This window comes from Kocuria sp. MNB10 (genome assembly GCF_054073685.1).
Genome location: NZ_CM133411.1, coordinates 1,115,953 through 1,141,771, shown reverse-complemented (window position 1 = coordinate 1,141,771; position 25,819 = coordinate 1,115,953). Strand labels below are relative to the sequence as shown.

At 68.7% G+C, this 25,819-nt stretch carries 21 protein-coding genes; 16 read left to right on the top strand and 5 right to left on the bottom strand.

The window, feature by feature from the left end:
* The first annotated feature begins 113 nt into the window (after nucleotides 1–113).
* From ACW9PK_RS05065 to ACW9PK_RS05040, 6 genes are all read left to right on the top strand, one after another.
* Entirely contained in the window at nucleotides 114–1,028 is a 915-nt protein-coding gene (locus ACW9PK_RS05065) for an IclR family transcriptional regulator (protein WP_457016859.1), read from the top strand.
* 74 nt (nucleotides 1,029–1,102) lie between these two features.
* On the top strand, nucleotides 1,103–2,044 hold the full coding sequence (locus ACW9PK_RS05060) for a shikimate dehydrogenase (RefSeq protein ID WP_085106857.1): 942 nt from the start codon (nucleotides 1,103–1,105) through the stop codon (nucleotides 2,042–2,044).
* A complete protein-coding gene (locus tag ACW9PK_RS05055; RefSeq protein WP_457016857.1) occupies nucleotides 2,041–3,897 on the top strand; it encodes a bifunctional sugar phosphate isomerase/epimerase/4-hydroxyphenylpyruvate dioxygenase family protein in 1,857 nt (618 codons plus the stop codon). The genes ACW9PK_RS05060 and ACW9PK_RS05055 overlap by 4 nt, the downstream gene beginning before the upstream one ends.
* A gap of 45 nt (nucleotides 3,898–3,942) precedes the next feature.
* The gene (locus ACW9PK_RS05050; RefSeq protein WP_457016855.1) at nucleotides 3,943–5,274 is read left to right on the top strand and encodes a D-serine ammonia-lyase; all 1,332 of its coding nucleotides are present in this window, start codon (nucleotides 3,943–3,945) and stop codon (nucleotides 5,272–5,274) included.
* A gap of 144 nt (nucleotides 5,275–5,418) precedes the next feature.
* The gene (locus ACW9PK_RS05045; RefSeq protein WP_457016853.1) at nucleotides 5,419–6,120 is read left to right on the top strand and encodes a TetR/AcrR family transcriptional regulator; all 702 of its coding nucleotides are present in this window, start codon (nucleotides 5,419–5,421) and stop codon (nucleotides 6,118–6,120) included.
* Between the two features lie 178 nt (nucleotides 6,121–6,298).
* The gene (locus tag ACW9PK_RS05040) at nucleotides 6,299–10,066 is read left to right on the top strand and encodes an MMPL family transporter (RefSeq protein WP_457016851.1); all 3,768 of its coding nucleotides are present in this window, start codon (nucleotides 6,299–6,301) and stop codon (nucleotides 10,064–10,066) included.
* Nucleotides 10,067–10,215: 149 nt separating this feature from the next.
* On the opposite strand, the gene ACW9PK_RS05035 is transcribed toward ACW9PK_RS05040, so the two are convergent.
* Nucleotides 10,216–10,710, bottom strand: coding sequence for an Hsp20/alpha crystallin family protein (locus tag ACW9PK_RS05035; protein WP_167319000.1), 495 nt, complete (start codon nucleotides 10,708–10,710; stop codon nucleotides 10,216–10,218).
* Nucleotides 10,711–10,969: 259 nt separating this feature from the next.
* Here ACW9PK_RS05035 and ACW9PK_RS05030 point away from each other — a divergent pair, with 259 nt between their 5' ends.
* Entirely contained in the window at nucleotides 10,970–11,389 is a 420-nt protein-coding gene (locus ACW9PK_RS05030) for a ChaB family protein (RefSeq protein ID WP_085106911.1), read from the top strand.
* 63 nt (nucleotides 11,390–11,452) lie between these two features.
* Here the strand turns inward: ACW9PK_RS05030 and ACW9PK_RS05025 are convergent, their stop codons facing one another.
* Complete coding sequence (locus tag ACW9PK_RS05025; protein ID WP_035965631.1) at nucleotides 11,453–11,932, bottom strand: GNAT family N-acetyltransferase; 480 nt, start codon at nucleotides 11,930–11,932, stop codon at nucleotides 11,453–11,455.
* 61 nt (nucleotides 11,933–11,993) lie between these two features.
* On the opposite strand from ACW9PK_RS05025, the gene ACW9PK_RS05020 reads away from it, so the two are divergent.
* Nucleotides 11,994–12,956: a 1-phosphofructokinase family hexose kinase gene (locus tag ACW9PK_RS05020; RefSeq protein WP_085106851.1), complete on the top strand. Its 963-nt coding sequence runs from the start codon at nucleotides 11,994–11,996 to the stop codon at nucleotides 12,954–12,956.
* 219 nt (nucleotides 12,957–13,175) lie between these two features.
* Nucleotides 13,176–14,033 (top strand): 5'/3'-nucleotidase SurE, encoded by an 858-nt coding sequence (gene surE, locus ACW9PK_RS05015; RefSeq protein WP_064847149.1) that lies wholly within the window; start codon nucleotides 13,176–13,178, stop codon nucleotides 14,031–14,033.
* A gap of 234 nt (nucleotides 14,034–14,267) precedes the next feature.
* Here surE and ACW9PK_RS05010 read toward each other — a convergent pair whose 3' ends face one another.
* Entirely contained in the window at nucleotides 14,268–14,702 is a 435-nt protein-coding gene (locus ACW9PK_RS05010; RefSeq protein WP_457016847.1) for an NUDIX hydrolase, read from the bottom strand.
* A gap of 82 nt (nucleotides 14,703–14,784) precedes the next feature.
* On the opposite strand from ACW9PK_RS05010, the gene ACW9PK_RS05005 reads away from it, so the two are divergent.
* Both ACW9PK_RS05005 and ACW9PK_RS05000 read left to right on the top strand, forming a co-directional pair.
* A complete protein-coding gene (locus tag ACW9PK_RS05005; RefSeq protein ID WP_085106850.1) occupies nucleotides 14,785–15,798 on the top strand; it encodes an NAD(P)H-dependent flavin oxidoreductase in 1,014 nt (337 codons plus the stop codon).
* A gap of 134 nt (nucleotides 15,799–15,932) precedes the next feature.
* Nucleotides 15,933–17,168 (top strand): Dyp-type peroxidase, encoded by a 1,236-nt coding sequence (locus tag ACW9PK_RS05000; RefSeq protein WP_457016845.1) that lies wholly within the window; start codon nucleotides 15,933–15,935, stop codon nucleotides 17,166–17,168.
* 51 nt (nucleotides 17,169–17,219) lie between these two features.
* On the opposite strand, the gene ACW9PK_RS04995 is transcribed toward ACW9PK_RS05000, so the two are convergent.
* Both ACW9PK_RS04995 and ACW9PK_RS04990 read right to left on the bottom strand, forming a co-directional pair.
* On the bottom strand, nucleotides 17,220–19,106 hold the full coding sequence (locus ACW9PK_RS04995) for an FAD-binding monooxygenase (RefSeq protein WP_457016842.1): 1,887 nt from the start codon (nucleotides 19,104–19,106) through the stop codon (nucleotides 17,220–17,222).
* Nucleotides 19,107–19,289: 183 nt separating this feature from the next.
* A complete protein-coding gene (locus ACW9PK_RS04990; protein ID WP_457016840.1) occupies nucleotides 19,290–19,634 on the bottom strand; it encodes a hypothetical protein in 345 nt (114 codons plus the stop codon).
* A 156-nt stretch (nucleotides 19,635–19,790) separates the two neighbouring features.
* On the opposite strand from ACW9PK_RS04990, the gene ACW9PK_RS04985 reads away from it, so the two are divergent.
* The 5 genes from ACW9PK_RS04985 (at nucleotide 19,791) to hpaH (ending at nucleotide 25,727) form a co-directional block, all read left to right on the top strand.
* Nucleotides 19,791–21,314: a fumarylacetoacetate hydrolase family protein gene (locus ACW9PK_RS04985; protein WP_457017163.1), complete on the top strand. Its 1,524-nt coding sequence runs from the start codon at nucleotides 19,791–19,793 to the stop codon at nucleotides 21,312–21,314.
* Nucleotides 21,315–21,342: 28 nt separating this feature from the next.
* Entirely contained in the window at nucleotides 21,343–22,032 is a 690-nt protein-coding gene (locus ACW9PK_RS04980; protein ID WP_064847124.1) for a GntR family transcriptional regulator, read from the top strand.
* A gap of 120 nt (nucleotides 22,033–22,152) precedes the next feature.
* Entirely contained in the window at nucleotides 22,153–23,688 is a 1,536-nt protein-coding gene (gene hpaE, locus ACW9PK_RS04975) for a 5-carboxymethyl-2-hydroxymuconate semialdehyde dehydrogenase (RefSeq protein WP_457016838.1), read from the top strand.
* 50 nt (nucleotides 23,689–23,738) lie between these two features.
* Entirely contained in the window at nucleotides 23,739–24,905 is a 1,167-nt protein-coding gene (gene hpaD, locus ACW9PK_RS04970; RefSeq protein WP_457016836.1) for a 3,4-dihydroxyphenylacetate 2,3-dioxygenase, read from the top strand.
* Nucleotides 24,906–24,941: 36 nt separating this feature from the next.
* Nucleotides 24,942–25,727: a 2-oxo-hept-4-ene-1,7-dioate hydratase gene (gene hpaH, locus ACW9PK_RS04965; protein ID WP_131333745.1), complete on the top strand. Its 786-nt coding sequence runs from the start codon at nucleotides 24,942–24,944 to the stop codon at nucleotides 25,725–25,727.
* The last annotated feature ends 92 nt before the right edge of the window (nucleotides 25,728–25,819 follow it).

Genomic DNA, 25,819 nt, shown 5'->3' with positions numbered 1-25,819 from the left:
CAATTGCCAAATAATGAAAATCACTTCCGAATACTTGAAACCAAGAATGGTGTGGGTCACACTGTTCGTCAAGTGGTCGAGAAAAATGCCCGTTAGCGAATCAGGAGTTGAGTGTGAGCCCCAACGCATCGCAGCCGCGCGTCGCGGCGTCGGTGGCCCAGGAACCGGCCCAGGAACCGGAGCAGGAATCCGGCCGGGAACCGGAGCGAGAAGGCGACCGGGAACCGGGTCGGGAGTCCGGGGAGGGCGGGGCCGGTAGCCGGTCCCGGGCCGCTGACCGTTCGGGAACCGTGCGCAAGGGGCTCGCGCTGCTCGAGATGCTGGCCGAGTACCCCCACGGGGCGACCGCCGGGCAACTCGTGGCGGACTCCGGCTACGCGTTCAGCACGTGTTACCGCTTGCTGAGCACCCTCGTGGACGCCGGGTACGCGGAGTACGAGCCCGCGACCAAGCAGTACCGGTTGGGTCTGCTGCTCTTCGCGATGGGACAGAAGGCGGCCACGGCCAGGGGTTACGCCGGCACCGCACTGCCCGTCATGCGGGAGGTCGTGGAGGCGACCGGCGAGAGCTGTCTGCTGGCCGTGCTGGACGGGGACCGTTTCCTCACCGTGCACACCGTGGACGGCCCGCACCACCGCATCACCACGGACCCGGGGGACCGGGGGGAGCTGCACACCTCCGCGCTCGGCCGGGTGCTGCTGGCTTTCACCGCACCGGGCGTCCGCGATGACCTCGTGGCGTCCCTCGACCTCAGCGCGCGCACGGAGCGCTCGCTCACCGACCGCGAGCGCTTGCGCGCGATCCTCACGCAGGTCCGGGAGCAGGGGTGGGCCCTGCAGGACCAGGAGCACGACGACGGTATGGCCGCCCTGGCCGTGCCCGTCATGTCCCCAGGTGCTCCCCTCCAGGCGGCGCTCGCGCTCGCCGCGCCCGTACACCGGTGCGATCCCACTGAGCTCATCCAGAACGTCCCCCTGTTGCGGGAGGCCGCGGACCGACTCGCGGTGGTGCTTCCGCAGCGCAGCTGATGTTCGGGTCCGGGCTCCCCGGGCCCTGAATTCGCACCTCTTGACCACGGCACACACTCCCCGGAAGGAGTCCCATGTCCACTCGCAACGAGTCCTACCTGGTGGGTTTGATCGGCGACGGCATCACCCAGAGCCTCACCCCGCCCATGCACGAGGCCGAAGCGGACCGGCACGGTCTGCGCTACCTCTACCGCCCCGTGGACCTGGGGGTGATCGGACGCCCCGGCACGAGTGTGGGGGACCTCTTGCGGGCCGGGCGTGATCTGGGGTTCAACGCCTTCAACATCACGCACCCGTGCAAGCAGCTCGTGCTCGAGCACCTGGACGAGATCGATCCGCGCGCCGAGGCCATCCAGGCCGTGAACACGGTGCTCATCCGGGAAGGAAAGTTCATCGGGTACAACACGGACTGCTCGGGGTTCACCACCGGATTCGGGCACGGTCTGCCCGGCGTGACCGTGGGGTCCGTGGTGCAGTTCGGTTCCGGCGGGGCGGGGTCCGCGGTGGCCGAGGCCCTGCTGTCCCTGGGTGCGCAGCGGCTGTGTCTCGTGGACGTGGACGTGGCCCGCGCCGCCGAGCGAGCGAGCGAACTCGCCGCCCGCTACCCGGACGCGGTGGTGGAAGCCGTCACGGCCGAACGGGCCACGGAGCACATCGCGGCGGCCGACGGCGTGGTCAACGCGACCCCGGTGGGGATGCACCACCACCCCGGGACGCCTTTCGACGTGGGTCTGTTGCGACCGGAGCACTGGGTCGCGGACGTGATCTATCTTCCGCTCGAGACGCCCCTGGTACGGGCGGCGCGGGCTCTCGGGTGCTCGGTGCTGGACGGTGGACACATGGCCGTGGGGCAAGCAGTAGATGCGTTTGCATTGATCACGGGGGTTGCCCCGGACAGTGCCCGCATGCGCCGGCACTTCCTGGAGCTCACCGGCCAGGGCGACGACGCCGTTACCGTCCCCGCGTCCGCTCCCGAGGGTGAGCGCAACCACGAGAAACAGGAGGGTGTCCTGTGAGGACCAGTATCGCCACGGTGTGCTTGTCCGGAACCCTCGAAGAGAAGATGCGGGCGGCGGCCTCCGCCGGGTTCGACGGGATCGAGGTCTTCGAGCCGGACCTGGTGGTCTCGCCGTCGTCGCCCGAACAACTCCGAGAGCTCGCAGCGGAGCTGGGGCTCTCCCTGGACATGTACCAGCCGTTCCGCGACGGCGTGGAGGTGGCCCCGGAGACGTTCCCGGATTCCCTGCGCCGACTGCGCGCCAAGTGCGAACTCATGAACCGGCTGGGCACCACGGTGCTGCTCGTGTGCTCGAACGTGGCTACCGGTGTTCTGGACGACGACCAGGCGATCGCCGAGCAGCTGCGGACCGCGGGCGACGTCGCCGACGAATACGGGATCGACCTGGCCTACGAGGCTCTCGCGTGGGGCGCGCACGTCAACGACTGGCGCCACGCACACCGGATCGTGGAACTCGCGGACCACCCCCGGGTCGGGACGTGCCTGGACAGCTTCCACATCTTCTCCCGCGGGGACACCGTGGCCGGGGTGGAAAAGTGCGACCCGGACAAGATCTTCTTCGTGCAGCTCGCGGACGCGCCCCTGCTCCAACAGGACGTGCTCTCGTGGTCGCGCCACCACCGGGTCTTCCCGGGTGAGGGGGACTTCGACCTGGTGGACCTGTTGGGCCGCCTGCACGAGTGTGGGTACGCCGGGCCCGTGTCCCTGGAGATCTTCAACGACTCGTTCCGGCAGGCGGACGTCTATCGCACGGCCGTGGACGGGTTGCGGTCCCTGCGCTGGCTCGAGGACCAGACCGCGGACGTCGTGCGCGACGCCGGCGGGGAACCCGAGCGCGAGCCGCTCGTGCTCACCGATCTGCCCGCTCCGCAGACCCCCGACGACTGGGACTTCGTGGAGCTGCGCACCCGGGAGCTCGGGCGCGTGACCCGGTTGCTACATCAGCTGGGGTTCTCCCTGGCCGGGCACCACCGCTCCAAGGACTCGGTCCAGGCGTGGACGCAGGGGCCGGTGCGGATCGTGGTCTCGGAGGACCCGGGGGCCACCGTGCAGCCCACGCGGCTCGCGGCCCTCGGCTTCCAGGTCGCGGATCCCGACCTCGCCGCGTACCGCGCGGAACGCCTGCTCGCCCGGGCCGTGGATCGCGCCCAGCAGCCGGACGAGACCGTGCTGCACGGCGTGCTCGCGCCGGACGGGACGGAGTTATTCTTCGGCCCGCACGGCAACCATGGGGTGCCCCCGTGGCTCGGGGAGTTCGGCGCGGACCAGGACGACGCGGCGTCGGGCGCCCTGATCACGGGCGTGGACCACGTGAACCTGGCCCAGCCGTGGCAGCACTACGACGAGGCGGTGCTGTTCCTGACGTCCCTGCTGAACCTGCATCCCACGTCCTCGCAAGAGGTCGCGGGGCCGTCCGGACTCGTGCGCTCGCAGGTCATGCGCTCGGAGGGCAACACCGTGCGGATCCCCCTCAACGTGGCGCCCATGGCCGCGGAGCAGGGCGCCTTCACGGGCGCGGCCTACCCGGAGCACGTGGCGCTCGCGTGCTCGGACGTCGTCGCGGTGGCACGCCGGGCACGACGCCGCGGGCTCGCTTTCCTGCCCGTGCCGCGCAACTACTACGAGGACCTCGTGGCCCGCTTCGACCTGGATCCTGAGTTCGTGGCCGAGCTCGAATCCCACGGGCTGCTCTACGACCGGGACGAGCACGGGGAGTTCCTGCACTTCTACACGGCCACGCTGGGCGAGGTGTTCGTGGAGGTCGTGGAACGCCGCGGCGGCTACGAGGGCTTCGGCGCCCCCAATGCTCCCGTCCGGTTGGCCGCGCAGTACCGGGAGTTCGGGGGCTGAGCCCGGTCGGTGGCCTGTGAGAGCATGCCGCGCCATGATGGGGCCATGGATACGCCGGAGATCGAACCCACCGCGGAGCCGCCGAGGCAGCACGGGTCAAGGGGTGCGTCGGATCCCGTGCTGTCCCGGCTGGCCCGGGAGGAACCCCTGACATGGTGGAATCCCGCGGTGGACAGCGCCCGGGGGCTGGCGGCTTCCGGGGTGGACCCGGCCTTGGTCGACGACGCCGCGGCGCGCCTCGAGCGGTTCCGGCCCTGGATTGCGGCGACCTTCCCCGAGACCGCGCCCGCGCGGGGGCTCATCGAGTCGCCATTGGACGAGGCCGGCGAGTGGCAGCGCGTTAGCGGTATCCGGACGGGGCGGGTCCTGCTCAAACGTGACGACATCCTCCCCGTGAGCGGTTCCATCAAGGCCCGTGGCGGGGTGCACGAGGTCCTGCAGTACGCCGAGACGCTCGCGGTGCGCCACGGCCTGCTGCCGGAACCACCGCGGCCCGGACCGGACTACACCGTGTTCGGGGCCGAGCCCTTCCGCCGGCTCATGCGGGAGCACCGCGTGGTCGTGGGTTCCACGGGAAACCTGGGGCTGTCCATCGGGATCATCGCCGCGGCGCTCGAGCTGCGGGCCACGGTGCACATGTCCGTACACGCGCAACAGTGGAAGAAGGATCTGCTGCGCTCGCGGGGAGTGGAGGTCGTGGAACACAGCACCGACTACACGGAAGCCGTCGCGGCGGGGCGTGTGGCCGCCGAGGCGGACGAGTCGGTGCACTTCGTGGACGACGAACACTCGCTGAGCCTGTTTGCGGGGTACGCCGTGGCGGGGGCGCGGGTGGCCCGGCAATTACATGACCTGGGTGTCGCTGTGGACGCTGAGCATCCCCTGTACGTGTACCTTCCATGTGGCATCGGGGGAGCCCCGGGCGGCGTGGCCTACGGATTGAAACGGGAATTCGGGGATGCAGTGCACTGTGTGTTCGTGGAACCCACCCGCGCACCCTGCATGCTCCTGGGTGTGTACACGGGTCGTCATGACGGGATCTCGGTGGCGGAACTGGGGTTGGACACCCGCACGGTGGCGGACGGGCTCGCGGTGGGGCGGGCCTCAGGATTCGTGGGTCGAGCCGTGGAAGGGTTGCTCGCCGGTTACGTCACGTGCACGGATGAGGCGATGTTGTCCCAGGTCAGGAGCCTGTATGGCGCGGAGGGCATGGTGGTGGAGCCCTCGGCCGCCGCGGCCCTGGACGCCCTGCGGCGCGTCGCCCACGAGGGAGCGGGGGAGAACCCGATGAAGATCCCCGACGGGGCCACCCATCTGGCCTGGCTCACCGGTGGTGGCATGCTCCCGGATCACGTGCGGGCGGGATACCTCGCATGACGCTCCGACAACCGACGTTCCAGGGACCGACGCCCCCACCATCGATCCCTCAAGGACTGAAGTACGCAGACCTGGCAGGGAGGTGATGAGAGCCTCCTCATCAGAAGATGCACACAGTGCAATTACTGCCGTACGATGGATCACGTGTTGACCACGTTGCTGTCCGGATGCGCCGACGACCGTTCGGGTGAGCCTCGATCAGGGGAGCCCAAGGACAAGCGCGAAGCCATCCGGCTGCGCAATCGGCGGGCCATCATCGCGGCCGCGGGTGAACTGGCCACCGAGCTGGGCACCGACCGCGTGACCGTCAACGAGTTGGCCGCGCGGGCGGGGGTCTCCCGCCGGACCATCTTCAACCACTTCCCCTCGGCCCAGGACGCGGTGTTCGAGTACCTCTCGGAACTCGTGGCAGGGCTGATCGACGGGGTGCTGCGGGATCTCCCGGAGCCGACGACGCCGAAGGGTACGACAGCGGCGACGTCGGACGTTTTCCTGGGGGACGTCTACCGGCAGTTGATCGGATCGCTGCGCACCCACACCCTGATCGAGGAACTCCAACCGGTGTTCTCCGTGGACCTGCAGGACACCCCCGCGGCCTCGCTGTGGGGATTCAGGGTGACCCGCACCGCCGTGGACCGCTTGAACGAGGTGCTGCGCGAACGACTGCCGCAGCACTCGTCCTTCGAGACGCACTTGGTGGCCACCACGCTCATCAACTCGTTCGCTGAGTGCCTCGACGAATGGGTTGCGCGCACCGGGGGCGAGCTGGACGAGCGGGGTCGCCGGATCTGGGACGAACTGTTGACCACCGCGCTCGGCGTCCTGGGGCGGGGCTTCGATTCCTGATGCCGCGCACCGATCCGAAACCCTGACCAGCACCACCGGCGAGCCCCCGACGCCGGGGCCCGAGACCGCAGACCGGCGCCGCGGCGTCGTCGACAACCGCACAGCACCCATGGACCGATCAGCCGCCGCCCCGCGCGACGCACCCACCAGAGAACTTCCGATTCAGTAGGAGAATCCCGTGGCACGACTTCTGTACAGGCTGGGCAAGAGCGCAGCCTCCCACGCGTGGGCGGTGATCTTGGTATGGCTCGCGGTGCTTGCGTTGGCCGTGGGCGGGGTCGCCATGTCGGGTGTGAACCTGAGCAACGCCATCACGATCCCGGGCACCGAGACCCAGAACCTCGCGGACCGGCTCAAGGACGAACTCCCGGAGGCGAACCAGGGTACCGGGCGCGTCGTGTTCTTCACGGAGGACGGCTCCGAGTTCACGCAGGCCCAGAAGGACGGCATCGCCGAGGCCCTGAAGGCCACCGAGGACGTGGACCAGGTGGCCTCCACGAGCAACCCGTTCCAGACGCAGCAGCAGCTGGACGACGGTCGGCAGCAGTTGCGGGACGGCCGCCAGCAGCTCGAGCAGGGCGAGCAAGCACTCGCACAGCTGCGCCAGAATCTGCCGCCGGGCGTGAGCGAACAGCGCATCCTGCAGCAACGCGGGATCGACCCGCAGCAGATCGCCCAGCAGAAGGCCCAGCTCGAAGAGGGTGAACGGGCCACGGAACGCATGGGTGACTACCGCGTGGTCTCCCGGGACGGCAACTCCGCGATCAGCGTGGTGAGCTTCTCGGTGGACCAGACCTCCGTGGAATCGGACACCAAGAGCGCAGTGATGGACGCCATCAAGGACCACCCCGTGGACGGCGTGGACGCCGAGTTCTCCCAGGAGCTCGCGCAGGACATCTCTTCCCTGGTGGGTCCGGCGGAGATCGTGGGCGTGATCATCGCGGCCCTGGTGCTGCTGATCATGCTGCGCGCCGTGGTCCCTGCGGCGCTGCCCGTGCTGACCGCGCTGTTGGGCGTGGCCATCGCCACGAGCGCCACCCTCGCGTTCTCCGGCGTGATCGACATGATGTCCGTGACGCCCATGCTCGGCGTCATGCTGGGCCTGGCCGTGGGCATCGACTACTCCCTGTTCGTGCTCAACCGGCACCGGCAGCAGTTGCGACGAGGTATGCCCGTGCGGGAATCCATCGGGATGGCCGTGGGCACCTCCGGAACCGCCGTGTTCTTCGCGGCGCTGACCGTGATCGTGGCCCTAGTGGCTCTGAACGTCACGGCGATCCCGTTCCTGGGACTCATGGGCACCGTGGCCGGTGTGGCCGTGGCGATCGCCCTGCTGTTGACACTCACACTCACCCCTGCTCTGCTCTCCCTCGCCGGGCGGCGTGTGCTGCCCAGGAAGGTGCGGGACGCCGCGCCCCGCGAGGAGAACATCGACGAGCACGACGTCCCCCTGCACCTGCGCCACCCCTGGATCACCACCCTGGCGTGCGCGGCCGTGCTCATCGTGCTCGCGCTGCCGGCCCAGACCATGCGCCTGGGCCTGCCGGACGCGTCCACCGAACCCCAGGACAGCACCCAGTACCAGGCCTACCAGCGCATCGCGGACGACTTCGGTGCGGGTGAGAACGGACCCCTCGCCGTGGTCGTGGACCTCCCCGGGGGTCTCAACGATGCCGAGGCCACCGACAAGATGAACACGGTGGCGGACCGCTTGGCGCAGCAGGACGACGTGGCCAACGTGCTCCCCGGTGTGACCACGGACGACAACACCACCGGCGTGATCCAGGTGATCCCCTCCTCGGGACCCGCGGACGCCGCGACCGAGGAACTCGTCAACAACATCCGGGACCTCAACGGCGACCTCCAGGCCAACGAGGACGTCCACGTGGGTGTGGCCGGCACCACCGCGGCGAACATCGACGTCTCCCATTTGCTGGGCGAGAAACTGCCCCTCTACCTGGGCGTCGTGCTGATCATCTCGCTGTTGTTGCTGCTCATGGTCTTCCGCTCCATCCTGGTCCCGGTGATCGCCACGCTGGGCTTCCTGCTCTCCGTGCTCGCGGCCTTCGGTGCCGTGGTGGCCGTGTACCAGTGGGGTTGGGGTGGCGCCGTGTTCGGCGTGCACGATCCCGGGCCCATCCTCAGCTTCCTGCCCACGCTGATGATCGGCATCCTGTTCGGCCTGGCCATGGACTACCAGTTGTTCCTGGTCTCCGGGATGCGCGAGGCCTACGCCCATGGGCACCCCGCGCGCCAGGCCGTGGTCTACGGCTTCAAGGCGGGCCGCTCCGTGGTCACCGCCGCGGCGATCATCATGATCTCCGTGTTCGCGGGCTTCATCTTCGCGGACATGGCCATGATCCGGCCCATCGGCTTCGCACTCGCGATCGGCGTTCTCCTGGACGCGTTCGTGGTGCGCATGCTCCTGATCCCCGCGGTCATGCGTTTGCTGGGCGAGAAGGCCTGGTGGCTCCCGCGCTGGCTGGACAAGATCCTCCCGCACGTGGACGTCGAAGGTGAGTCCCTCGCCGTGCAGGGTGCCGGGCAGTCCGGCACGGTCTCCGCGGGCGACGCCGCCGTGTCCGCCCCCGTCACCGGTCGCCATCGCGCGGTGTCGGGGAAGCGCCGGGAAAAGTCCGGTCACGGGCAGCACGCCGCGACCGCCGCCGTGGCCACCGCGGGTGCGGCCGGTGCGGCCGGTGTTTCCGGTCGGACGACGTCGCACGGTCACCGTGCCGGGGCCGGCGAGCGGACCCACGGTCACGTCGGGAACCACCGCACCGCGGCCGATCACCGTGCCACCTACCACCGGGGATCCGAGCGCCGCTCGGCCGGGCAGCACCATGCCACCGGGACCCCTCTCGGTGCCGTGGCCGATGACGCCCAGCGCCGCGGTGAGCCCGAGGGCGCTGCCGAGAATGGGGGCTCCCGCGAAGACGCCGCAACGCCCGGAACCGCGGGGACCCAGCGGCGTCGCGGTCGGCACGCGGCGGCTTCCACGAGCACGTGCATTGCCGAGGACCGGGCCGCCAAGCCGGCCGCGGACGTGATCGTGCGCGCCGCGGACCCGGTGCTGCGCGCCACGAACCAGGCGTTGCGGGTGCTCCCGGACGTGCTGGATTCCGAGGAGAAGCTGCTCGAGTCCCTGGCCGTGCGCGGCGAGGAAGCGGCACCGCACAAGGCGATGCACAAGCGCGCGAGCTTCGAGAAGGTCATGGTGGCCGGGTACCCGGTCATCGTCGCGCGGCCCAAGGCAGCCATCACCCGGGCGGACGCCCCGGTGGTCGTGCATTGGCACGGCGGAGCGTACGTGAACCCCATGACCACGGTGCACTGGCGCTGGATCGACGCCCTGATGCAGCGCACCGGGGTCACCGTGGTGGTGCCGGGCTACGGGCTCGCCCCCGATCACACGGTGGACGAGGCGCTCGAACTCGCCGACGGCGTGTGGGACCTGGCCCGTTCGTTCGGCCCGCGCGTCTTCCTGTCGGGCGACTCCGCCGGCGGTGGTCTGGCGTTGGCCCAGGCCATGCGACTGCGGGACGCGGATGATCTCGGCGTGGCGGGTTTGATCCTCATGGCCCCGTGGGTGGACACCACGGTGACGAACCCCCAGATCGAGGCGTACCGGGACGCGGACCACATGCTCGGTACCGACGGCGCTCGGGCCGCCGCTCGTTGGTGGGCCGGCACACGGGACGTCACTGACCCCATGGTGAGCCCCGCGTTCGGCGACGTGCGCGGACTACCCCGCACGTTCGTGCTGCAGGGTGACCGGGACATGCTCTACCCGGACACCATGGAGTTCGTGGCCGAGCTGGTGCGAGCAAACGTCGACACCACCGCGGTGGTCTGCGAGGGCGGACCGCACGTGTACGCGCTCATGGTCTGGTCCTCCCGCGCGTCCGAGGACCTCGACCACGTGGTGCGGTGGATGAACCGCTGACCCCGTCGTGAACATGACTGTGCCCCGCAGGGTGACCTGCGGGGCACAGTCATGTCATGGGGCGGTGAGCCCCCGATTGAGCAGGCTTGTTCCGACCGGGTGGATTCGCCGGTCAGCGCCGGTGAAGGGCCGGTCCTGATCGGCCCTGTTCAGTCCTGCGACCCCTCGGAGTCCTTCTGCACGTTCTGCGAGCGGTCCTCGTCCGAGCCCTTGTCGTGCTCCAGGACCACGTTGTCGTGGTGTTCCTGGCCGGTGGCCACCTGGATCTTGCGCGGCTGGGACTTGGGGGACACGGGGATGGTCACGGTCAGCACGCCGTTGTCGTACGCGGCGGTGATGTTCTCCGTGTCGATGCCCTGGCCCAGGTTGAGCTGGCGGACGAACGAGTGGCTGCGGCGCTCGCGCACGATCCACTTGGTGTCCTTCTCCGCGGAGGGCAGACGACGCTGCGCACGGATGGTCAGCAGCTGACCGTCCACGTCCACGTCCACGCTCGTGGGATCGATGCCCGGCAGGTCCGCGGCAAGGTAATAGTTGGCGCCCTGACGGTAGAGGTCCATGGGCATCTGCTCCAGGCCGTTGCGGCCAGAGAGGACCTGGTTGGCAAAGTTCTGGACCTCGGAGAACGGGTCGAATGTAGCCATGACGATTACTCCTTCACTCTGCGGCACCCACGTGCTGTGCCCCGCGATCCGGTCGATTACCCGCGTGGAGCCATCACGTTTCTTGAGTCTTTGTGACTCAACAACGTCTAATGTAGCAGGCTGTCGACGGAAGTGCTAGTCATTGACGCACGAAAGCTGAGTGGCACTGACTCAAGCAGCGGGCGGGCCTGTTGCAGCGGCGTCGGCGGCGCGTAAGATCGAGTCACCAGTGACACCCGAACGCTTTGAGGAGGCCCCCGTGCCCAAGGCGAAGAAGAACGGCCACGCGCGTCAGGACGAGATCCCGTCCACGCTGCAACGCTCGGACGAGAACGCACAGGACACGTTCGCGCAGACCTACGACTCGGCGCAGGAGGAATACCACGACGACGCTCGGGCGGCGCGCACCGCGTGGTCGGCCGTCAAGCACACCCACGAGAAGGTCGGGGACCACTGGGAGCCCAAGGAGCACAACGGGCCCTCGGACGACAGCGCCGAGAAGGGCGGTCTGAACTCGGAGGACACCGCCGGCGGGGTGGACGCTAATGCCGGCAAGGAGCACCTGTACGAACTCGCCCAGGAACTGGACATCACGGGACGCTCGGACATGGCCAAGGACGAATTGGTCGAGGCGATCGACAAGGCCAACCGGAAGAAGACGCGCGAGGCCCGCGACTGAGGTTCACCGCTCGGCGGGCTCATACCCTGCGGGTTTGTGACTGCTGGCCTGCGATCGGTGGGTCTACAACTGGCGGGCCAGGAAGACCGAGGCCGTGGTGGCGTCGTGGAAGGAATCCACGGGCTCGTAGCCGCGCTTGCGGAACATCGCGATCCCCTCGGTCATCTCCTCGTTGAGGGAGACCACGGCCGTGGTGGCGCCGAAAGCGCGCACCTTGTTCTCGAGTGCCCGCACCAGGGTGCGCGCGTGGCCCTGTCCGCGGTGTTCCGGGGTGACCCAGATCCGGCGCAGTTCCACGCGGTCATCGTCGAGTTTGCGCACCGCGCCGCACGCGATGACCGAGCCCGTGACCAAATCCGTCATGAGGAAGAAATCCCCGTGCGGCGGAGTGACGTCCTCCGGGGCGGTGACCTCGGTGAGTTCGGGATCGAAACCGCCGTCGATCCGGTTGTTCAACTCGCTGAAGTACGCGCTCAGGGCGCGCAGCGTGTGCTCACTGGCGGCCTGACCTTCCACGATACGAACCGGTGCGGTGACGTTCATCCCACCATGGTGACACCTTGGTGTGCTGTTCACCAGCGCCCGTGTCAGGTAGCTTTCGTTCGTGACCGAGACCCGCCCCGGCCCCAAGCCGCGTATCTCCATCCTGGTTCCCACTCCGCTGCTGATCACGGAAATCACGGAACCGGCTGCGCATCGTAACCGTAGTTCCCACGAGTCGGACGTGCACATGCACCCCGGCGGGCAAGGGCTGTGGGTCGCCCGGATGGCCGGGTCGCTGGGGGTGGACGTGTCCGTGAGCGGGCCGTTCGGCGGGGAACTGGGCTCGCTGATCCGCACCATGCTGGACGGGTTGGGCATGCAGGTCAATGCTGTGCGCTACGGATACGGCAACGGTGGATACGTCTACGACCTGCGCGGTGAGGACCGGGAGACCGTGGCCCACATGCCGCCCCCGGAGCTCTCCCGCCATGAACTGGACGATCTCTACGGCACGGCGTTCGTGGACGCGCTCGCCTCGGACGTCCTCACGGTTACCGGGGCCGAACCCGGGGACGTGGTGCCGGCGTCGTTCTTCGGCCGCCTTATCCGGGACACGCGGGATGCCGGGACCACCGTGGTCGCGGACCTCAGCGGCAAGCCCGCACTGGCGGCCGTGGCGGCTAACGTGGACGTGCTCAAGATCAGCCACGAAGAGGTGCTCGATCTCGAGCTCGTCGCGGAGGACACCGCGGAGGCCCTGGTGAGCGCCGGACACATGCTGCTCGAACGCGGTGCGGGCGCCGTGGTGATCTCACGCGCCAAGGACCCCGCGCTGCTCGTGGAGAAGGATTCCGTGCGGGAGGTCTCCGCGCCGTCCATCACACCGCTGGACCACCGAGGGGCGGGGGACTCGATGACCGCGGGGATCTCGGTGGGTCTGGCGCGCGGTCTCGATCTCGTGGAGGCCGTGGCCCTCGGTGCATCAGCGGGAGCGCTGAACGTGGCGCGCCGCGGCCTGGGGACCGGCAACCGCACGACCATCGAGAAGTTCGCCCGCGAGATCACGGTGCGCACGCTGTCCTGACGTTCCGGGTGCTTGACCTGTGGCTCTCCGATTCGGTGCCACGACCCGGCTCCGGCTCGACGCGCCGAGCAGTTCGGTCTGACGCCCAGTGCACCCTGACCGGACGTGGTCGCGGGCAGTTCGGCCCGTGTGAAGCGTGACCGGGTTGGTCCTCCTGGGTGGCATGGCCCGAATACCGGGCTCTGGTCCGCGTGACGGGCGCGTGTCACCATGGTGCACATGCACATCCTGGTCACCAATGACGACGGCATCTCGTCCCCGGGGCTCGCGGTTTTGGTGCGCGCTGCATTGGATCGGGGGCACACGGTGAAGGTGGCCGCACCCGCCGAGGAGTACTCGGGTGCGAGTTCCTCCCTGTCTGGGGAGGAGATCGACGGCCGGATCGCGCTCGTCGCAGCCGCGCCGCCCGGGATGCCGCGCGACGTGGACTGCGTGGGCGTGAAGGCCGCACCCGCATTGATCGCGTTCCTGGCGTCCTATGGTGCGTTCGGCCAGCGGCCCGATCTCGTGCTCTCGGGGGTCAACCTGGGCGCGAACACGGGCAAGGCCACATTGCATTCCGGTACCGTGGGGGCGGTCCTGACGGCCGCGTCCCACGGGATCCCCGGCATCGCGGTGTCCATCACGTCCGGCGCGCCGCAGCACTGGGACACCGCGCACCTGGTCACCCGGTTCGCGCTCGAGCGATGGGAGACCCGTCCGTTCGACGAGTGGATCCTCAACATCAACGTCCCCGACGTCGCCCCCGAACGCCTCCGCGGACTCAAACCCGCGCGGTTGGCGGGCTTCGGCGCGGTGCAAGCGCAGATCGGCCGCGGGGACGAGAAGCACATCGCCGTCACCTACAGCGCCGAGACCGGCCCGGAGGAACCCGACAGCGACCACTACCTCCTCACCCACGGCTGGGCCACGGCCACCCTGCTGCGCGCCCCGGTGGACGACCCCCACCAGACCCTGCGCACCTTCGCCCCGGACGCTCTGGGCATCACCCCTCGCGATCCCTCCGCCGACGACGCCGCACCCGCCCCCCTCGACGACGTCACCGTGGACGCCGCCACGGTCATGCGCCGCACGTGACCCGGAGCCTCTGCTGTCGTGGCGTGGAACAGAGTGAAACGGCGATACCCCAGTGACCCGCCCCGGGAATGCCCGCCCATGTGACCCTCACAAACCTTTGGGCACGCGGAAACCACTATCGAAACGCTGGGCACGCGGAAGCCAGTATTCGGGCGGTTAAGTGGCTTTGGAGTGCCTGAAAATCCGCGGTGGGTCTCTACGTGCCTCAAACTTTGCCGGTGGCCTCCGCGTGCCTCACGACTCGCAGCCGGAGACACACGCCCCGCTGGACGCGGCACGCAGCGCCGGGAGAGCGTGCAACCGAGCCAGGGGAGCGAGGTCCGTGACGTCCTCCGCACCCGCGAGGGGCTGCCACCGCAGTTCCACGATCTCCGCTGCAGGCACGGGGGTGTCGGTGAGCGGCACGGTGCTCACGAACACGTGACTGTGCAGCGCGTGACCGGGTTCGTTCGCGGCATCCGAGTGCCATTCCCCCACGGGGCGCAACTGCTCCGGGGTCAGCGAGATCCCCAGTTCCTCCCGGACCTCGCGGATCCCGGTCTCCAGCGGTGTCTCGTCCCCCTCTGGCTTGCCCCCGGGGAACATGAACATCCCGGTCGAACGCTTGCGCACGGTCAGGACCGCCCCGTCCGAGGCGCGCCGCAGCACCACGCCGGTCACCTTGATCACGGGACGTGAGGGGGTCCTGTCGGCGCTGGTGAGGGGACTGGCATCATGGGAATCCGGCACGCCCCCACTATAAGGAGCCACGATGACGAACCCCCTGCACGATCTGTCCGTACCCGTGGTGCAGGCGCCCATGGCGGGTGGCCCCTCGACCCCCGCGCTCGCCGTGGCCGTGGCGGAAGCGGGCGGACTGGGGATGCTGGCCGCGGGTTACAAATCCGCGAGTGTCATGGCGGAGGAGATCCGTGAGGTCGCCGCACGCACGGACCACTTCGGGGTCAACCTCTTCGTCCCCGAACGGGACCCCTCCGATCCGGAGCAGCTCAAGGCGTACGCGCGAGCCCTCGCCCCCGTGGCCGCCGACCTGGACGTCCCCGCACCGCAGCCGGGCCCGTTCACGGATGACGACTACCCGGCCAAGCTGGATCACCTCGTGGCCAACCCCGTGCCCCTCGTCTCGCTCACGTTCGGACTGCCGGGAGCGGCCGACGTCGCGCGGTTGCGTGAGGCGGGCAGCGTCGTCGTCCTCAATGCCACGGACGCGCGGGAAGTCGAGGCCGCGGTGGAACTCGCACCGGACGCGATCGTGGTGCAGGGCCGCGAAGCGGGCGGACACCGGGCCACACACGGCCAGGCCACGACCCCGGAGGACATCAGCACCGCGGAACTGCTCGACCAGGCGCGTGAGTTGAGCGAGATCCCGTTGATCGCCGCGGGCGGGATCGCGAGTCGCGAGGACGCCGCGGACCTGCTCGGCCGCGGAGCCGTAGCGGTGCAAGTGGGCACCCTGTTCCTCACCGCGCGGGAAGCGGGGACCAAACCCGCCCACCGGGAGGCCCTGCTGAACGGCGGGGGCAGGGACACCGTGGTCACCCGGGCGTTCTCGGGCCGCTGGGCCCGCGCCCTGCGTAATGGGTTCACCGACCGACTCGGATCTGCGCAGGTGAGTGGCTACCCGCAGGTGCATTACATGACGGCGCCGCTGCGGGCCGCGTCCGCGGGCGACGCCGAGGGGCTGAACCTGTGGGCGGGCACCGGTTTCGGCGCGTGCCGGGACACGAGCGCGGCGGAGATCGTGGAACTCTTCCGGGGGCTGTGACCCACTGCCGCGGGGCGGTACCTGAAGGCTAGCGTGGGAAGGACAGCACACCCGCCCACCCCGGATCGACCGCGCTCGGTACGTCCAGGGCGCGTGAGCATCCGGGTGGCGCACCGCCCACCCATGGAGAGCCCATGCCCACTCGGAAGATCGTGGCCGCCCCGGCCAAGTCCGCGATGTTCCTGGTCCTGACCATCGAGGAGGGATCGGAGGCGGAGGTCGCGGACATCCTCACGGGAGTCTCGGACCTCACCAAGGCGGTCTCGTTCCGCGTCCCCACGAGTGACCTGTTGTGCGCGGTCGGTATCGGCTCCGATGCGTGGGACCGGCTCTACGATGCGCCCCGCCCCAAGGACCTGCACCCGTTCCCGGAGATCGTGGGTCCTGTGCACGCGGCCGTGTCCACCCCGGGGGACCTGCTGATCCACTTGCGCGCGGTCTCCCAGGACATGTGCTTCGAGCTGGCCAAGCACCTCATGAAGCGCCTGGGCCCGCACATGGACGTGGTGGACGAGGTGCAGGGCTTCACATTCTTCCAGGAACGCGATCTGCTGGGTTTCGTGGACGGCACCGCGAACCCGGAGGACGAGGACGCGTTCACGGTCGCGGTCGTGGGTGACCAGGACCCGACCTGCCGCGGCGGCAGCTACGTGCACGTGCAGAAGTACCTCCACGACATGGGCGCGTGGGAGGCACTGTCCGTCACGGAGCAGAAGCTGGTGATCGGGCGAACCAAGCTCGAGGACATCGAGCTCTCGGACGAGGACAAGCCCGCCAACTCGCACGTGGCCCTCAACGACCTCGACGACGTGGACGGCCAGGCCTGCGAGATCATACGTGACAACGTGCCGTTCGGTCGCGTGGGCACCGAGGAGTTCGGCACGTACTTCATCAGCTACCCCGCGGATCCGGGCGTCGCGGAGACCATGCTCGAGAACATGTTCCTGGGCGATCCCCCCGGGCACGGACGACCGCATCCTGGACTTCTCCACCGCGGTCACGGGTCCCTGTTCTTTGCGCCGCCGCGCTCGTTTCTGGAGGACCCGACCACGGTGCCCCCGCGCGACGGCGCCCCGGACGCGGACCCCGCGGGCGCCGAGTTCTCGGCCCTGGGAACAGGACACGTGAGCGACCTGGCCGCGGACATCCAGGGCAACGCGCCCGCGAGCGACAACGACCCGGTGACCGCACCGCAGGACGTTCGCGAGTCCCCGGACGCCGTGGCCCGCGCCAAGACCGAACTGCGCCTGGGCCTGGACGCCGCGATCGGCTACTCGTCCCACACCGCGGAGACCGTGGACCTCTACTTCCGGGAGACCCTCACGTTCCGGGTCAACACGTCCGAGGCGAGCGTGGTCATCACCCGCTGAGCCCGGCCCGGGCCTCGTCACGGCCCCCGGGAGTAACCCCCGGGGGCAGGGTCAGTTCTTGCGCAGGAACTTCCCGAAGAACTCGGTGAGTTCGTCGGTCGCGTCGAGCGGCAGGACTGCGGCCACGTAGTGATCCGGGCGGACCACCACGACGGCGCCGTCGCGGCTGATCGTGCGCACGTCGAAGACGTCCTCGCCGGGGATCGCGGCGTAGACGCGCTCCCAGTAGTTCAGCTCGAACGGGCCCACCTGCGGCTTGAACGCGCGCGGCACCTTGGTGATGTCGACGTCCGTGTAGGGCTGCTGGTAGGTGACGTCCACGTCGAAGAGGGTGGCATCGCCGTCGTCATCACGGCGCAGTGCCACGAGCGGGGATGAGGGATCGTTCTGCCACCACTCGGCGAACGCGGTGGTGGGGGAATCCGCCCCGGCCACGGAGCTGTCCGCGAAGACGTGGATGCGCCAGCGCCCGTCCGCGGTGGCCTCGTGACCCTGGTGCACGACCATGGAATCGCACACGCGCTGGACGCGGGCGGACTTGAAGCGCTTACCCACCGGGTAGCCCTCGGCGAAGTCCTGGTGGTCGGTACCCGCCGTGATCAGGGACGGCTGGTACTCGGTCATGAACCCGGCCGGGAATTCCGCGGTCTTCACGTAGAAGTCCTCGAGGTACGTGGGATCCGGCAGCTTGTCCTGGGGGGTGGCCATGAGGGTGGACCACTCACGGTCGAAGTCGATCAGGTTCTTGGCGATCACCTGACGTTCCTCGGAGTAGGTGTCCAGCAGCGACTCGTCCGCGCGCCCGGAGAGCACCGTCCCGAGCTTCCAGCCCAGGTTCCAGCCGTCCTGCATGGACACGTTCATGCCCTGGCCGGCCTTGGCGGAGTGGGTGTGACACGCGTCCCCGGCGATGAACACGCGGGGCACGCGGGTGCCGCGGTCCTCGGTGTCGACGTCGTCGAAGTGGTCCGTGAGGCGGTGGCCCACCTCGTACACGGAGGACCAGGCCACGGACTTCACGTCCACGCTGTAGGGGTTGAGGATCTTGTTCGCGCGGCGGATGATCTCCTCCACCGGGGTCTTGCGGATCTCGTGGTTGTCGTCCTCCGGGACCTCGCCCAGATCCACGTACATGCGGAACAGCAGCCCGCCCTCGCGCGGGATCAACAGGATGGAACCGTTCACGGAGTTGATCGCGCACTTGGTGCGGATGTCCGGGAAATCGGTGTTGGCGAGCACGTCCATGACGCCCCACGCGTGGTGGGCACCCTGGCCGCTGAGCGTGCGACCGATCGCCTTGCGCACGCGGGAGGACGCGCCGTCGCACCCGAAGACGTACTTGGCGCGCACCGTGCGCTCCTCGCCCTCGCGCTCACCGGCGGCGTAGCGCACGGTCACGGCCACGGGGTACTCCTGGTCCTGGTCGATCTCCAGGTTCACGAACTCGATGCCGTAGTTGGGGGTGATCCGGGCCGGGCCGCGTTCGGCCGAGCGCAGGAAGTAGTCCAGCACGCGGGCCTGGTTCACGATCAGGTGCGGGAACTCGGACACGCCGTGGGGGTCATCCGCGGGGCGGCCGGTGCGCACGATGTTCTGCGGGTTGGTGGGGTCCGGGTTCCAGAAGCACATCTCGCGCAGGTGGTAGGCCTCCTGTGTGATCTCCTCCGCGAAACCGAAGGCCTGGAAGGTCTCCACGCTGCGGGCCTGGATACCGTCCGCCTGGCCGATCTCCAACCGGTCCGGACGGCGCTCGATCATGCGCGTGTTGACGTCCGGGTACTGGGACAGCTGTGCCGCCGCGATCACACCCGCCGGTCCCGTGCCCACGATCAGCACGTCCATGGTGTCGGTCAGGTCCTCGGGACGGTCCACGCCGTAGCCGCGGGGCTCCTCGATCCGGGGATCCTCGGAGACGTATCCGTTCTGGTGAAATAACATGCCTTCTCCTGGTTTGTGCGGTGATCTCGCAGGGCGTTCCCGCAAGGTCCGGGATCCGGGTCCGAGTCGCGGACGTGCCGCGGGGCGGCGTCCGTGCTGTGCGGTTCCACCGGTGAGATCCGTACGGCGGGTGCGGGCCACGTTGCCCGCCCCGGGGTGGTTCGGTGGCGTCGAAAGAGTGTGTCACGGATCATATACGATCTGTGTTCTGGGTAACCATTCCAGCCCCATGGTCCTCCCGGGTGCACGGGAATACGGAAACGAGGGGCCGTGCGAGGAACGCCCCGAGGGGCGGAAGAGGAAGCTCAGCCCCACTGTGGCGAAGGCCACAAGAGTGGCCACCTGGGGGTCTATGGGCTCGAAGGATAAGTGGTTGAACACGAGTCCCGCGGCGGAGGCTAAGAGGAAGAAGGCGTACCACTCGATACGGGTACCGATGATGGTTCCGGCCACGACCTTGCGCTGCTCACGACGCCGCGTGGCACTTCTGGCCGTTGTTTCGTGGGTGATGGGATCGTGGGTCGCCATGTGTGACTCCTCCGTCCGGCGAGTCTGGTTCTCTGGGGTGGGTGCGCCGCCCGGGTGTCCCAGGGGGAGGTGATGTGATCCGCGCCACTTGCCCAGAATATATAGATAATATACGATTTCAAATAATATTCTGACGAGGAGGCAGTGGCCGTGGCCGTGACCGAGAACCCCCAGAACGCTCAGCAGGCTTCATCCGGAGCCCCTGGACAGCCGGTTCCCGTGGATCCGGGCAAGATCATCGCGGTGCACGTGGCCTACGAGTCCCGTGCGGCGCAGCGCGGTCGCAAGCCCGCCGTCCCGTCCTACTTCCTCAAGCCCGCGAGCTCGCTGGGTGGTTCGGGCGCCGCGGTGGAACGCCCCGCCGGCACCGAGCTGCTCGCGTTCGAGGGCGAGATCGCCCTGGTGATCGGGACGCCCGCGAAGAACGTCTCCCTTGAGGACGCGTGGTCCCACGTGGCCTCCGTGACCGCCGCCAACGACTGGGGTCTCTACGACCTGCGCGCCGCGGACAAGGGCTCGAACCTGCGCAACAAGGGACGTGACGGCTACACGTCGCTGGGCCCCTCCCTGATCGACGCCCGCGAGATCTCCCCGGAGCAGTTGCGCGTGCGCACGTGGCGCAACGGTGAGCTGGTCCAGGAGGACACCACTGCGGCGGAAAACATGATCTTCCCGCTCGCCCAGTTCGTGGCGGACCTCTCCCAGCACCTGACCCTCGAGGAGGGGGACGTGATCCTCACGGGCACCCCCGCCGGTTCCTCGGTCGCACAGCCCGGGGACGTCGTGGAGATCGAGGTGGACGCGCCGGAGGTGGCGGGAGCGCCGTCGTCGGGCCGCCTGATCAGCCACGTGACCGAGGGTGACGAGAGCTTCGACGAGGGGCTGGGCGCCATGCCCGCCGTGGACGACAAGCAGCGCGAGGAGGCGTGGGGTTCCCGCGAGGCCGCGGGGTTGCGGGACTCCGACGCCGCGCTGCCCGAGGCGCTGCGTGCCAAGCTCGAGAAGGCGCCCACGGCCGGGCTGTCCGCGGAGCTGCGCAAGCGCGGACTTAACAACGTGGTGATCGAGGGCGTGTACCCGCAGACGCCCGGCACCACGATGGTCGGCACGGCCAGGACCCTGCGCTTCGTGCCCAACCGCGAGGATCTCTTCACATCCCACGGCGGCGGGTACAACGTCCAGAAGCAGGTCTTCGACGCCGTGGGCCCGGGTGAGGTGATCGTGATCGAGGCCCGCGGGGCGGCAGGTTCCGGCACGCTCGGTGACATCCTCGCGCTGCGCGCCAAGTTCAACGGCGCGGCGGGAGTGGTCAGCGACGGCGGTGTACGCGACTACGCGGCCGTCGCCGAGATCGGGTTGCCCGTCTTCGCGCAGACCGCGCACCCCGCGGTGCTGGGCCGCCGGCACGTCCCGTGGGACCAGGACGTCGCCGTGGCGTGCGGCAACGCGACCGTGCTGCCCGGTGACGTGATCGTGGGTGACGACGACGGCGTCATCGTGATCCCGCGCGAGCTCGCCGAGGACGTCGTGGACGCCGCCCTGGCCAAGGAGCACGAGGACGCCTGGGTGGCCGAGCGCGTCGCCGAGGGCAACCCCGTCAAGGGGCTCTTCCCGCCCACGGGGCAGTGGAAGGAAGAATTCCAGCAGTGGTTGGCGGAACACCCCGCCTCCGACGACTGACCGACACCCCTAGCGAACCGAGGAATCCATGACCACGACCACCGGGGCCCCCAGCAAGGCCCAGCGTGCCTACGACTGGATCAAGAGCCAGATCATGACCCAGGCGTTCTCGCCCGGCTACCGCCTGGTGCTCGCGAGCATCGCGGAGACCCTGGAGATGTCCGTGGTACCCGTGCGCGAGGCCATCCGGCGGCTCGAGGCGGAGGGCCTCGTGACCTTCGAGCGCAACGTGGGTGCGCGCGTCTCCATGGTCAACGGTGAGCAGTACCGCTACAGCATGGAGACCCTCGGTCTGTTGGAGGGTGCGGCCACCGCGCTGTCCGCGGAACACATGACCGCGGCGGACCTCGCGCACGCCCGCCAGCTCAACGTCTCCCTGGAGGCGTCCCTGAAGAACTTCGACCCGCAGGCGTTCACCGAGACCAACCACGAGTTCCACCGGGTGCTCGCGTGCCGGTGCCCCAACGAACGCCTCAACGACCTCGTGATGGTCGAGTGGGAACGGCTCAACCACCTGCGCACCTCCACGTTCTCGTTCATCCCCGAACGTGCGCGCGCCTCGGTCAACGAGCACTACCACATCCTGCACCTCATCGAGACCCGCGCCCCGGCCGATGCCGTGGAGCGCGCCGTGCGCCAGCACCGCTCCGCGACCCTGCGCAGCTACCTCAGCAGCCGCGCCGACACCCACGAGGAGCCGCAGCGCCGGAGCTCGTGAACCACCGACCCACCCGTACCGATCGGGCCGCCGGCCGGGCGCGCCCGGTCAGGACCGGTCCATCAAGAACACGCAATCAGAAGCAACCCGTCAGAAGTCATCGACTGGAGGAGTCATCCCATGGCAGCTCTGCAGGACACCGAGCCCGAGAACCTTCCCGAGTCCATCCGCCACTACATCAACGGCGAATGGGTGGATTCCCTGGACGGGGACACGTTCGACGTGCTCAACCCCGTGACCAACGAGCCCTACATCAAGGCCGCCTCCGGTAAGAAGGCGGACATCGAGGCCGCCGTGGCCGCGGCCAAGAAGGCGTTCGACGAGGGGCCCTGGCCCAAGATGCTGCCCCGCGAGCGCTCCCGGGTGCTGCACAAGATCGCGGACATCGTGGAGTCCCGCGGTGACCAGCTCGCCGCTATGGAGTCCTACGATTCCGGTCTGCCCATCACCCAGGCACTGGGTCAGGCGCGCCGCGCCGCGGAGAACTTCCGCTTCTTCGCGGACCTGATCGTCGCCCAGATCGACGACGCCTACAAGGTCCCCGGCCGCCAGGTGAACTACGTCAACCGCAAGCCGATCGGTGTGGCCGGGTTGATCACCCCGTGGAACACCCCGTTCATGCTCGAGTCCTGGAAGCTGGGTCCGGCCCTGGCCACGGGCAACACCGTGGTGCTCAAGCCGGCCGAGTTCACGCCGCTGTCTGCGTCCCTGTGGCCGGGCATCTTCGAGGAGGCCGGTGTCCCGGCCGGTGTGTTCAACCTCGTCAACGGGTACGGCGAGGAGGGCTACGCCGGTGACTCGCTCGTGAAGCACCCGGACGTCCCGCTGATCTCGTTCACGGGCGAGTCCCGCACCGGGCAGATCATCTTCGGCAACGCCGCGCCCTTCCTCAAGGGTCTGTCCATGGAGCTGGGCGGCAAGTCCCCGGCCGTGGTGTTCGACGACGCCGATCTGGAGGGCGCCATCAACGCAACGATCTTCGGCGTGTTCTCCCTCAACGGCGAGCGCTGCACCGCGGGTTCGCGCATCCTGGTCCAGCGCGGGATCTACGACGAGTTCGTGGAACGCTACGCGGCCCAGGCCAAGCGCGTGAAGGTGGGTCTGCCCTCGGACCCGTCCACCGAGGTGGGCGCGCTCGTGCACCCCGAGCACTACGAGAAGGTCATGTCCTACGTGGAGATCGGCAAGCAGGAAGCCCGTCTGGTGGCCGGTGGCGGCCGCCCCGAGGGCTTCGAGACCGGCAACTACGTGGCCCCCACGGTGTTCGTGGACGTCAAGCCGGACGCCCGGATCTTCCAGGAGGAGATCTTCGGCCCGGTCGTGGCGATCACGCCGTTCGACACCGAGGAAGAAGCCCTGGAGCTGGCTAACAACACCAAGTACGGCCTGGCCGCCTACATCTGGACGAGCGACCTCAAGCGTGCCCACAACTTCGCGCAGAACGTGGAGGCGGGCATGGTGTGGCTCAACTCCAACAACGTGCGTGACCTGCGCACGCCGTTCGGCGGCGTGAAGGCGTCCGGGCTGGGCCACGAGGGCGGCTACCGCTCGATCGATTTCTACACGGACCAGCAGGCCGTGCACATCAACCTGGGCGAGGTGCACAACCCCGTGTTCGGCAAGCAGGAAGACGCCGCCGAAAAGATGGACGCCTGAGCGTCCCACCTCCTCCAACAACCCGGTACCACCCACGAGAAGGACACACCATGACGAATCCCGCTGATCGGACAATGACGTCCTCGGGCTTCTACGTTTCGCAGGAAGCCCCGATCACCGCCGACAACCCCATCGCGACCCCGTCCGTGCCCGCGCCGGACATCCTGCGTTGCGCGTACATGGAGCTCGTGGTCACGGACCTCGTGAAGTCCCGCGAGTTCTACGTGGACGTGCTGGGACTCACGGTCACGGAGGAGGACGAGAACACCATCTACCTGCGTTCGATCGAGGAGTTCATCCACCACAACCTGGTGCTGCGCCAGGGCCCCGTGGCCGCCGTGGCCGCGTTCTCTTACCGTGTGCACACCCCCGAGGACCTGGACAAGGCCGTGGCTTTCTACGAGGAGCTCGGCTGCCGCGTGGAACGCCGCGCGGAGGGCTTCACCAAGGGCATCGGCGAGTCGGTGCGCGTGGAGGACCCCCTGGGCTTCCCGTACGAGTTCTTCCACGACGTGGAGCACGTGGAGCGCCTGGCCTGGCGCTACGACCTCTACACCCCGGGTGCCCTGGTGCGCCTGGACCACTTCAACCAGGTCACCCCGGACGTTCCCCGCGCTACCAAGTTCATGCAGGACCTGGGCTTCCGCGTGACCGAGGACATCCAGGACGAGCAGGGCACGGTGTACGCCGCGTGGATGCGCCGCAAGCCCACCGTGCACGACACCGCCATGACCGGCGGCGACGGTCCCCGGATGCACCACGTGGCCTTCTCCACCCACGAGAAGCACAACATCCTGGCGATCTGCGACAAGCTCGGTGCGCTGCGCCGCTCGGACATGATCGAGCGCGGCCCCGGCCGCCACGGCGTGTCCAACGCCTTCTACCTGTACTTGCGCGACCCGGACGGTCACCGCGTGGAGATCTACACGCAGGACTACTACACGGGTGACCCGGACAACCCCGTGGTCACGTGGGATGTCCACGACAACCAGCGTCGCGACTGGTGGGGCACCCCCGTGGTTCCGTCCTGGTACACGGACGCCTCCCTCGTGCTGGACCTGGACGGCAACCCGCAGGAGGTCGTGGCCCGCACCGAGGAGTCCGAGCTCGCGGCGACCATCGGCGCGGACGGCTTCTCCTACACCCGCCCCTCCGAGGGCGACGAGTCCATGCCCGAGTGGAAGCAGGGCGAGTACAAGCTGGGTCACCAGCTCTGACCGTTCGGCTTCCACGACCAACGCGAGGGAGACACCATGCTGGAGAAGGAACGCATCACGAAGATCGCGGACGATCTGGCCGCGGCCGAGCGCGAGCGCACCATGATTCCGCGGCTCACGCAGCAGTACCCGGAGATGACCGTGGAGGATTCCTACGCGGTGCAGAACGAGTGGCGCCGCCGCAGCGAGGCCGCCGGACGTCGGCTGGTGGGGCGCAAGATCGGGCTGACGTCCAAGGTCATGCAGGAGGCCACGGGCATCACCGAACCGGACTACGGGGCGATCTTCGCGGACCAGGTGTACGAGAACGGCTCCGTGATCCGCCACGACCAGTACTCGAACGTGCGCATCGAGGTGGAACTCGCGTTCGTGCTCCGGGACGAGCTGACCGGGCCGAACGTGACCATCTTCGACGTCCTGCGCGCGACCGAGTACGTGGTCCCGGCGCTGGAGATCCTCAGTTCGCGCCTCGAGATGGAGGGTCGCACGATCGTGGACACCATCTCGGACAACGCGGCACTGGGTGGGATGGTCTACGGCGGTAACCCCGTAGCTCCGGACTCCGTGGACCTGCGCTGGGTCTCCGCGCTGCTGTACCGCAACGAGAGTCTCGAGGACACCGGCGTGGCCGCGGCCGTGCTCAACCACCCCGCGAACGGTGTGGCGTGGCTGGCCAACAAGCTCGCCGCGCACGACGACACCCTGCCCGCCGGAAGCATCGTGCTGGCCGGTTCCTTCACCAAGCCCATGTGGGTCCACCCCGGGGACACCGTGCACGCCGATTACGGAGATCTGGGGGCCATCACATGTCGGTTCGAGTGAACGATCTGATCCACGCGTTCCGCGCGGAGGACGCTCCCAACCTGCCCGGTGTGCTGCCGAGCCTCAAGGACCTCTTCCCGCTGGCCTCTGAC